Origin of the sequence: Geobacillus sp. JS12 (assembly GCF_001592395.1) — a bacterium.
Lineage (GTDB): Bacteria > Bacillota > Bacilli > Bacillales > Anoxybacillaceae > Geobacillus > Geobacillus zalihae.
Window position 1 is genome coordinate 2,530,560 of record NZ_CP014749.1, and the last position, 9,441, is coordinate 2,540,000.

4 protein-coding genes, 15 tRNA genes and 1 rRNA gene (1 of these 20 cut by a window edge) are annotated in these 9,441 nt (G+C 51.3%); 2 read left to right on the top strand and 18 right to left on the bottom strand.

Annotated elements, in window-relative coordinates:
* Positions 1-11: 11 nt before the first annotated feature.
* A complete protein-coding gene (locus A0V43_RS12370; protein ID WP_013144379.1) occupies positions 12-953 on the bottom strand; it encodes an ABC transporter substrate-binding protein in 942 nt (313 codons plus the stop codon).
* A gap of 625 nt (positions 954-1,578) precedes the next feature.
* On the opposite strand from A0V43_RS12370, the gene A0V43_RS12375 reads away from it, so the two are divergent.
* Both A0V43_RS12375 and A0V43_RS12380 read left to right on the top strand, forming a co-directional pair.
* Complete coding sequence (locus tag A0V43_RS12375) at positions 1,579-2,193, top strand: hypothetical protein (RefSeq protein WP_063193209.1); 615 nt, start codon at positions 1,579-1,581, stop codon at positions 2,191-2,193.
* A 503-nt stretch (positions 2,194-2,696) separates the two neighbouring features.
* Entirely contained in the window at positions 2,697-3,923 is a 1,227-nt protein-coding gene (locus A0V43_RS12380) for an NAD(P)/FAD-dependent oxidoreductase (RefSeq protein ID WP_063193210.1), read from the top strand.
* Between the two features lie 110 nt (positions 3,924-4,033).
* Here the strand turns inward: A0V43_RS12380 and A0V43_RS12385 are convergent, their stop codons facing one another.
* The 17 genes from A0V43_RS12385 to A0V43_RS12465 form a co-directional block, all read right to left on the bottom strand.
* Positions 4,034-4,495, bottom strand: a complete 462-nt coding sequence (locus tag A0V43_RS12385; RefSeq protein WP_236930819.1) for a YobA family protein — start codon at positions 4,493-4,495, stop codon at positions 4,034-4,036.
* Between the two features lie 326 nt (positions 4,496-4,821).
* Positions 4,822-4,905: transfer RNA gene (locus A0V43_RS12390), tRNA-Leu, on the bottom strand.
* A gap of 62 nt (positions 4,906-4,967) precedes the next feature.
* Positions 4,968-5,041, bottom strand: a tRNA-Cys gene (locus A0V43_RS12395).
* Positions 5,042-5,050: 9 nt separating this feature from the next.
* Positions 5,051-5,122 (bottom strand) — tRNA-Gly (locus tag A0V43_RS12400).
* Positions 5,123-5,127: 5 nt separating this feature from the next.
* A tRNA-Gln gene (locus tag A0V43_RS12405) sits at positions 5,128-5,202 on the bottom strand.
* A 15-nt stretch (positions 5,203-5,217) separates the two neighbouring features.
* Positions 5,218-5,290, bottom strand: a tRNA-His gene (locus A0V43_RS12410).
* Positions 5,291-5,307: 17 nt separating this feature from the next.
* Positions 5,308-5,381, bottom strand: a tRNA-Trp gene (locus A0V43_RS12415).
* A gap of 9 nt (positions 5,382-5,390) precedes the next feature.
* A tRNA-Tyr gene (locus tag A0V43_RS12420) sits at positions 5,391-5,475 on the bottom strand.
* Positions 5,476-5,481: 6 nt separating this feature from the next.
* Positions 5,482-5,557 (bottom strand) — tRNA-Thr (locus A0V43_RS12425).
* Positions 5,558-5,864: 307 nt separating this feature from the next.
* A tRNA-Phe gene (locus tag A0V43_RS12430) sits at positions 5,865-5,940 on the bottom strand.
* Between the two features lie 190 nt (positions 5,941-6,130).
* Positions 6,131-6,206 (bottom strand) — tRNA-Asp (locus A0V43_RS12435).
* Between the two features lie 5 nt (positions 6,207-6,211).
* Positions 6,212-6,288 (bottom strand) — tRNA-Met (locus A0V43_RS12440).
* Positions 6,289-6,469: 181 nt separating this feature from the next.
* Positions 6,470-6,545: transfer RNA gene (locus A0V43_RS12445), tRNA-Val, on the bottom strand.
* A 9-nt stretch (positions 6,546-6,554) separates the two neighbouring features.
* Positions 6,555-6,626, bottom strand: a tRNA-Glu gene (locus A0V43_RS12450).
* Positions 6,627-6,640: 14 nt separating this feature from the next.
* A tRNA-Ser gene (locus A0V43_RS12455) sits at positions 6,641-6,731 on the bottom strand.
* A 4-nt stretch (positions 6,732-6,735) separates the two neighbouring features.
* Positions 6,736-6,810 (bottom strand) — tRNA-Asn (locus A0V43_RS12460).
* 375 nt (positions 6,811-7,185) lie between these two features.
* Positions 7,186-9,441: ribosomal RNA gene (locus A0V43_RS12465) — 23S ribosomal RNA — on the bottom strand; it runs 674 nt beyond the window's last position.

The window sequence follows — 9,441 nt, forward strand, 5'->3', positions numbered from 1 at the left end:
GCATCATCCCATCACTGATAACGTTTTAAAATGGATGCCGCTTCTTTTACAATCAATTTCGCCGCCAACGGTCCCCGGCTGCGAGACCAAAGATCGCGATTGACTTCCACCACCCGCTTCTTTTTCACCGCTTTTAATTGGAACCAAATCGGGTTGGCTTTCACTTTTTTCAGGTCATTCTTCCCAGGATCCGTATAGGCAAACAGCACGTCTGGATCGATTTCTAAAATTCTTTCTAAACTTACTGTTTTAAAGTCGGAGTATTCATCCCCTTTTTCCTTAAATGCATAATCAGCCTTAAGCGCCGTAAAAATCGATCCGGAGAAGGAGTTGTCCTGCCATACATTAATGCCATCTTTATTGACGAAAAAGCCCAATACACGAAGATTTTTATCTTTTAATTTTGCCTGCTGCGATTTCAATTCTTTATAAAACTGATTCACAAACGATTTTGCCTTCGCCTTCCGCCCTAAGATGTCTCCCAATACAAGAAGCTGATTCATCGCTTCTTTGTAGCTATTCGCACGAAATCCCGCTACTGGCGCAATCTTTTTCAGCTGAGGGATAATCGCTTTATGGAACTCAAATTCATGGTCGATAATGATCAAATCCGGTTTGAGCGCTGCGATTCTCTCCAAACTCGGGGCGCTAAGTGCCCCAACGCTTGGCACCCCTTTTAGTTTATTGCGCAAGTATGTAGGCACCGTTCCAGAATTGGAAATCGTATACCCCACTGGCTTTAAGCCCAACGTGACAACCGCATCTGTCCCCGCCATGCTTAACGTGACAATCCGCTTCGGGGTTCCTTTGATCACCAGCTTGCCAAGCTCCGTCTTAAACACCCTTGTCTTGGATGCGGCCTCAACAGGCGCAGCCGGTTGAGCCAACGGCACAAGCAGCACGAACAGCGCCATCAGCACGGCAAGAAGAGAGGTCCATTTTTTCTGCAACACGTTACATATTCCCCCTTCAATCTATATTTAATAATGATAATCCTTATCAATTAAGGTGATAATTGATATTGAATATCTTTGTCAATACAATAATAAAAAACATTCATGAGCAAGCGTTGCTCCCCACCCTGGCATGAAAATCGCTGATCAAAGCGGCGCATTTTTACAGAAAAAGAAAATCGGTTTTGCAAGGATTTCTCTAATTGAGAAAGAATGCGAATCGATAGTCTTTTTTACCAAATCACCCACCCTCTAGAAGGATGGTGAAAAACGAGAACGGCCTGCAAATCGATGGCATTTCATCAGAAAAGAAAGCCGATTGGCCGCGTTTTTCGAATTGAAAGATAGCAGGAATCAGCCATATTTTGCGCTAAATCACCAGCCCTCTAGAACTTGTCGCCCCTTTTCATCATAATTCTTCAAAAAATCCCTTGTCTCCCCCCATACGATTTATGCTAAAATGGAAGCTGGATGTCCCCAAATCTGCTGCACACATGCCCACGGATGATCAACTCCTTTGGCAAACCCTTCACCAACAAGGTCCAGACAGCGTTAGGAAAGCAACAAAAGCCATGAATAGCTGTTTTGAATCACCGTCAATCCACACTTGGAAAGGATGATCCATATGGAAGCATTGCTTACCCAAATTTTAGATCGGCTCGATCAACTCCATTCGAGCGTCGGCGTCTTGACATCCGACGTCAACGAGATGAAAAATCAACTGAACAAGATCGAAGCGAGAGCGGGCAGCATCGAAGAGAGAGTGAACAGCATCGAGGCGAGAGTAGACAGCATCGAATCAAGAGTAAACAACATTGAAGCCAACATGGCCACCAAAGACGAACTCGCCGAGCTCCGATCCAAAGTGGACGACATCGAAGCGAAAATGGCCACGAAAGACGAACTCGCTGAACTTCGCTCCACTGTGAACGGACTCCAGTCCAACGTAAACGAAATTCAAGCGAAGATGGCGACCAAAGAGGAACTGGCTGAACTCCGGTCCAAAGTGAATGAACTCCAATTCAAAGTGAACGAACTTCAATCCAATGTAAACGAAATTCAAGCAAAGATGGCGACCAAAGACGATCTCGTTCCTATTCGACAAACGGTCATGGAAATCGATCAAATTGTCAAAAGGATCGAAGTCAACCAAGAACGCCACGAGCACATTTTGGCCATCCTCTCCAAACGCTCGATTGAACATGAGGCATCCATCGCCAGCCTGCGGCAAGCGCAATAACTTGACAAGGGAACAAATGGACAAGGGGCGAGCTGTGCAGCGCAACATGGAAAAAACATTCCTTCCAGACACGAACCGCGGGGGCTGTCCGAAAGAAATTCCCCCAAATCAACACAACAACTTGACAGCGTTTGAACCATGTTTAGGATATCCACAGGGGCACTCATCACATCCGGGAAGGCCAAGCGTCTTCCCGGATGTGTCTGGCTTGAAACATGCTTGTCTTCAGGCGACATCTCATCCATCAACATTTTTTGTCAGCCCTTTCGTTTGCCGTTCTTATTCTTCCTGCAAAACTCTCTACATGATGTACGTCTTATTCCGATTCATGTTTCAAAAAACACAAATTTTCCACTTCTCCACACACCCCATCTCCTTTGATTTGCCGCTCCAGCCATGAAGCCGAAAAAGCGTTGGGCGCGGTTCTCCTCCTTCGCAACGAATAAACCAAATGATTCCGATCATGCTAAAGACGAACTATGAAGTGGAAGGAGACGAGAATCATGAACTTGCAATCCGGAACATTCTACTGGCCCACAACGTTCCCCGACCCGCCGAGCTACCCGGTCTTAGAGGAAGACATCGACTGCGATGTGCTCATTATCGGCGCTGGCACCTCGGGCGCCCAATGCGCCTACTTTCTTAGCGACACCGATCTTGACGTCGTGGTCGTCGATAAACGAAAAGCGGGGCATGGAAGCACAGCGGTCAACACGGCCCTGATCCAATACCTGGGGGAAAAAATGTTTTTCGAGCTAATCCATAGCTTTGGCGAAATGTACGCAGTGCGGCACCTTAAACTTTGCGAGCAGGCCATCCGCGATCTCGCCGATGCCGCGGAAAAGCTGCCGCTCGACTGCGAATTTGTCACCCGCGACAGTTTGTATTACGCCAGCTCTCCTGAAGATGTAAGCAAATTAGAAAAAGAATACGCCGCTCTCAAGAAACACGGCTTTGCTATCGAATGGTGGCCGGAAGAACAGATCGCCCGCCATTACCCGTTCCGCAAACCAGCGGCGTTGCTGACAAAAGGAGACGGCGAAGTCAATCCATACAAACTGACGATCGGCCTGTTGGAATATGCCAAACGCCGAGGAGTCGCCATTTACGAACAAACCGAAATCAATGGAAAAAAACTCGAAAAAGACCAAGCCATTTTTTATACGAAAACCGGTGCGGTCATTCGCGCGAAATCGGTCATCATTGCGGCTGGCTATGAAACGTTGGATTTCAAAAAGGACCCAAACGCCGTGTTGAACAGCACCTACGCCGTGGTCACGAACCAGGTCGCTGATTTCTCCAGCTGGTACAACCGGACGCTCATTTGGGAAACGGCCCGTCCTTACATCTACATGCGGACGACCGCCGACAACCGCGTTATCATCGGTGGATTGGATGAAGATACGACCTATGCCGATGAGCGCGATGCCAAGCTCATTCACAAGCGCGACCAGTTGATCGCGGAGTTCCAGCAACGCTTCCCCACGATCCCTGTCCGAGCTGAATTTTACTTGGGCGCCTACTACGCCGGCACGCACGACGGACTGCCGATCATCGGCGTGTATGACGAATATCCAAACTGCTATTTCGTCTATGCCTATGGAGACAACGGAGCCGTCTACAGCATGGTGCTCGCCAAATGCTTGCGCGACTGGATCGCGGCCGGCCAAAGCGACAACGCCCAGCTCTACTTGCCGGACCGTCCGCTTGTCTCGGCGTTGTCTTCGTAATTCCTGTTCGGAATCCAACGAATTGTTTGGCGCGTCATCGACAAGCTGCCCTCTCTCCCCCATGCTGGGAAGAGGGGGACAGCTTTTGCTTCGCATGCGGCAAAACGCTTTTATTCATCTTTGATCCGAACATCGAATTTCGTTCGTTCATGGGCGTCTTTTATTTGAATCATCCAAGTGTCCGCTTGTTTGTCATAATGAACAGCCCGAATCACAGGAATCATCTGCTCGAGCCGACTCTCTTCTTGTTTCAACGCTTGGCGAATCGCCTCCTCCTCCGATAAGCTGGCGCCATCACGCGGAGAGCTTGGCACAACCAATACTTTGCCCGCCTTCCCTTGGCCTGGATACGATTCAGCAATCCCCCCATCTATCCAAACTTGAACTTTTTGACCAATGTTCACTCGCGCTGGTGCACTAGAAACCAAGATGGTATTATAAAACTCTTTAAGCCCGCCTGTGGAACGAAAATCTTGCGGATCAGAACTGACAACCAAAATGCTCCCCCCTTCTTTTCTCACGACATACCCTTCAATGGCATAGCGGTCAGTTTGCCCGCTACAACCTGCCAACCAAACACTCCACACGGCGGCAATGAAAGCAAGCCATCTTTTCAGCCCAATCTCCTCCTCCTTTGTTATCATTAGTCGCATTTACGACAAAATTGTTTCACCCTTTTATGAAAAGCTCCAGTTTGTCAAATCCATCATGGGTACTAAAAAAACATGATGATTGACGAAATCATGGATGATCTAGATGGTAGAAATGCAAAATTCGTGCAAAATTTTTTCGGATTCTATCGTTTTTTTCGGAATTCCCAGAAAATGAAAAACGACCGCGTTTGCGGTCGTATCAAGGGTTCCACGATTTTAGATCGTGGGCTATCGAATTCTGAGGATGCCGATGGTGGGAGTCGAACCCACACGGGGGCTACCCCACACGATTTTGAGTCGTGCGCGTCTGCCAATTCCGCCACATCGGCGCGACAATTAACAATTTACCAAATCATCTTTCAACTGTCAACACTTTTTTATTCATTAGATATGGAGGCGGCACCCGGATTCGAACCGGGGGTAAAGGTTTTGCAGACCTCTGCCTTACCACTTGGCTATGCCGCCTTGATCGAGAGCGGAAGACGGGACTCGAACCCGCGACCCCCACCTTGGCAAGGTGGTGTTCTACCACTGAACTACTTCCGCATCCGTGGCTGGGGTAGCTGGATTCGAACCAACGCATCACGGAGTCAAAGTCCGTTGCCTTACCGCTTGGCTATACCCCAACGTTGTAAGTGAAGGGCGACTAGTGGGAATCGAACCCACGCATGCCAGAGCCACAATCTGGTGCGTTAACCACTTCGCCATAGTCGCCATAATCATGATAGGAATGGCAGGGGCAGTAGGAATCGAACCCACACCGGAGGTTTTGGAGACCTCTGTTCTACCATTAAACTATGCCCCTTTGTTAAAATGGTGGAGGGGGACGGATTCGAACCGCCGAACCCAAAGGGAGCGGATTTACAGTCCGCCGCGTTTAGCCACTTCGCTACCCCTCCAAGGAATGGTGCCGACTGCAGGACTTGAACCCGCAACCTACTGATTACGATTCAGTTGCTCTACCAATTGAGCTAAGTCGGCATAAAACAAATGCAAGAAGGTGGCTCATTGTTGTGCTCTGTGCCTCTTCCTCTACAAGCTGATTCGAGGAAGCAGGATGCGTCGAGGCAACTCGAAGCCGACTCGACGAAGCAAGTGCTCGTCTCTACCAATTGAGCTAAGTCGGCATAATTATGATATAAATCGTGGATCATTGTTCATTTGTTGTGTCCCTTCCTCTACCAGCCAATTCGAAGAAGCTGGGTGCGTCGGGACAACTCGCAATCGATTCGATGAAGCGGATGCTCGTCTCTGCCAATAGAGCTAAGTCAGCTTGCTATCAATTATATGGTGGCTCGGGACGGAATCGAACCGCCGACACAAGGATTTTCAGTCCTTTGCTCTACCGACTGAGCTACCGAGCCGTATCTTATTTTTCCCTTGTTCGTTGATGACTTTTGTGTCCCTTCCTCTGCCAGCGGATTCCAAGATGCTGGATGCGTCGAGGCAACTCGATGCGAATTCGATGAAGCGGATGCTCGTCTCTACCGACTGAGCTGCCGAGCCGTATTTCACCGATCACATGATTCGTTGCATCATGCATTTTTGGAAAGATGGCGGTCCCGACGGGACTCGAACCCGCGATCTCCTGCGTGACAGGCAGGCATGTTAACCACTACACTACGGGACCATTTTTGGTTGCGGGGGCAGGATTTGAACCTGCGACCTTCGGGTTATGAGCCCGACGAGCTACCGGACTGCTCCACCCCGCGGCGATAAGAAAGTAAGTTGATTTTCACAATACTTTTAGTGTTGTTGTTCGTTGCCTCTTCCTCTACAAGCTGATTCAAAGATGCCAGATGCGTCGAGGCAACTGGAAGCGGATTCGTTGAAGCAAAGGCTCTTTGCTCCACCCCACGATGATGAGAAAGCAAGTCAGCTTTTATATTAAGATGGTGGAGGATGACGGGATCGAACCGCCGACCCCTTGCTTGTAAGGCAAGTGCTCTCCCAGCTGAGCTAATCCTCCACAAAGAAGTGACCCGTACGGGATTCGAACCCGTGTTACCGCCGTGAAAGGGCGGTGTCTTAACCACTTGACCAACGGGCCATGCTGATGGATCATGGCGGAGAGCAAGGGATTCGAACCCTTGAGGCGCTATTCACGCCTACACGATTTCCAATCGTGCTCCTTCGACCACTCGGACAGCTCTCCACGATGGCTCCGCAGGCAGGATTCGAACCTGCGACCAATCGGTTAACAGCCGATTGCTCTACCACTGAGCTACTGCGGAATCATAACGAAGGTCAATTCTCCCAATAAGATGCCCTGCCTCTTCCTCTGCCAGCCGATTCAAAGAAGCTGGACGTGTCAAGGCAACTCGCAGTTCATCCGATGATGCAAATGCTCGTCACTGAGCTGCTGCGAAATGACATCTCTTTAGACATTTACTATTATAATGATTCGCGCTGAGCTGTCAAGAGTTTTTTCATTCCCTCAAAACTAGATAACCGTCGGAAGAAGCCGCTCGCCTGCGCTTTTCGCATTGTCCAGCTCCGGCTCGCCGCCGCTCGGGGTCAAATAACCTTCGCCTTCGGGATGTGAACATCCCTGCAGGCGAAGAACATTTGCCCGTCGCGGCGACCCGCTCGCCTGCGCTTTTCTAAGTTAGGTCAAGCCCTCGATCGATTAGTATCCGTCAGCTCCACGTGTCGCCACGCTTCCACCTCGGACCTATCGACCTCGTCATCTTCGAGGGATCTTACCCGCCTAACGCGGTGGGAAATCTCATCTTGAGGGGGGCTTCACGCTTAGATGCTTTCAGCGCTTATCCCGTCCGCACATAGCTACCCAGCGGTGCCCCTGGCGGGACAACTGGTACACCAGCGGTGCGTCCATCCCGGTCCTCTCGTACTAAGGACAGCTCCTCTCAAATTTCCTGCGCCCGCGACGGATAGGGACCGAACTGTCTCACGACGTTCTGAACCCAGCTCGCGTACCGCTTTAATGGGCGAACAGCCCAACCCTTGGGACCGACTACAGCCCCAGGATGCGATGAGCCGACATCGAGGTGCCAAACCTCCCCGTCGATGTGGACTCTTGGGGGAGATCAGCCTGTTATCCCCGGGGTAGCTTTTATCCGTTGAGCGATGGCCCTTCCATGCGGAACCACCGGATCACTAAGCCCGACTTTCGTCCCTGCTCGACCTGTCCGTCTCGCAGTCAAGCTCCCTTGTGCCTTTGCACTCTCCGAATGATTTCCAACCATTCTGAGGGAACCTTTGGGCGCCTCCGTTACCTTTTGGGAGGCGACCGCCCCAGTCAAACTGCCCACCTGACACTGTCTCCCACCCCGCTAAGGGGTGCGGGTTAGAATTTCAATACCGCCAGGGTGGTATCCCACCGCCGCCTCCACCGAAGCTGGCGCTCCGGCTTCCCAGGCTCCCACCTATCCTGTACAAGCGATACCAAAATTCCATATCAGGCTGCAGTAAAGCTCCACGGGGTCTTTCCGTCCTGTCGCGGGTAACCTGCATCTTCACAGGTAGTATAATTTCACCGGGTCTCTCGTTGAGACAGCGCCCAAGTCGTTACACCTTTCGTGCGGGTCGGAACTTACCCGACAAGGAATTTCGCTACCTTAGGACCGTTATAGTTACGGCCGCCGTTTACTGGGGCTTCGGTTCGCACCTTCGCTTCCGCTAAGCGCTCCCCTTAACCTTCCAGCACCGGGCAGGTGTCAGCCCCTATACGTCGCCTTTCGGCTTCGCAGAGACCTGTGTTTTTGATAAACAGTCGCTTGGGCCTTTTCACTGCGGCTCTTCAGGGCTCTTCACCCCAAAGAGCACCCCTTCTCCCGAAGTTACGGGGTCATTTTGCCGAGTTCCTTAACGAGAGTTCTCCCGCGCGCCTTAGGATTCTCTCCTCGCCTACCTGTGTCGGTTTGCGGTACGGGCACCTCTTCCCTCGCTAGAGGCTTTTCTTGGCAGTGTGAAATCGGGGACTTCCGGATCACTCCGTCGCCGTCACCGCTTGGCCTTATGATCCGCGGATTTGCCTGCGGATCAGCCTCACGGCTTGGACAGGCTCTTCCAGCCGCCTGCTCGCCCTATCCTCCTGCGTCCCCCCATCGCTCAAACGGGAAGAAGGTGGTACAGGAATCTCAACCTGTTGTCCATCACCTACGCCTTTCGGCCTCGGCTTAGGTCCCGACTAACCCTGAGCGGACGAACCTTCCTCAGGAACCCTTAGGCTTTCGGCGCAGAGGATTCTCACCTCTGTTTTCGCTACTCATACCGGCATTCTCACTTCTAAGCGCTCCACCAGTCCTTCCGGTCTGGCTTCTCTGCCCTTAGAACGCTCCCCTACCGATGACCAACGGTCATCCCGCAGCTTCGGCGGCACGTTTAGCCCCGGTACATTTTCGGCGCAGAGTCACTCGACCAGTGAGCTATTACGCACTCTTTAAATGGTGGCTGCTTCTAAGCCAACATCCTGGTTGTCTTTGCAACTCCACATCCTTTTCCACTGAACGTGCACTTCGGGGCCTTAGCTGGCGGTCTGGGCTGTTCCCCTCTCGACCACGGATCTTATCACTCGCGGTCTGACTCCCAGGCATAAGTCATTGGCATTCGGAGTTTGACTGGGTTCGGTAACCCGGTTTGGGCCCCTAGCCCAATCAGTGCTCTACCTCCAAGACTCCTAAACCCGAGGCTAGCCCTAAAGCTATTTCGGGGAGAACCAGCTATCTCCAAGTTCGATTGGCATTTCACCCCTACCCACACCTCATCCCCGCACTTTTCAACGTGCGTGGGTTCGGGCCTCCAGCCGGTGTTACCCGGCCTTCACCCTGGACATGGGTAGATCACCTGGTTTCGGGTCGACGACGACGTACTCACACGCCCTGTTCAGACTCGCTTTCGCT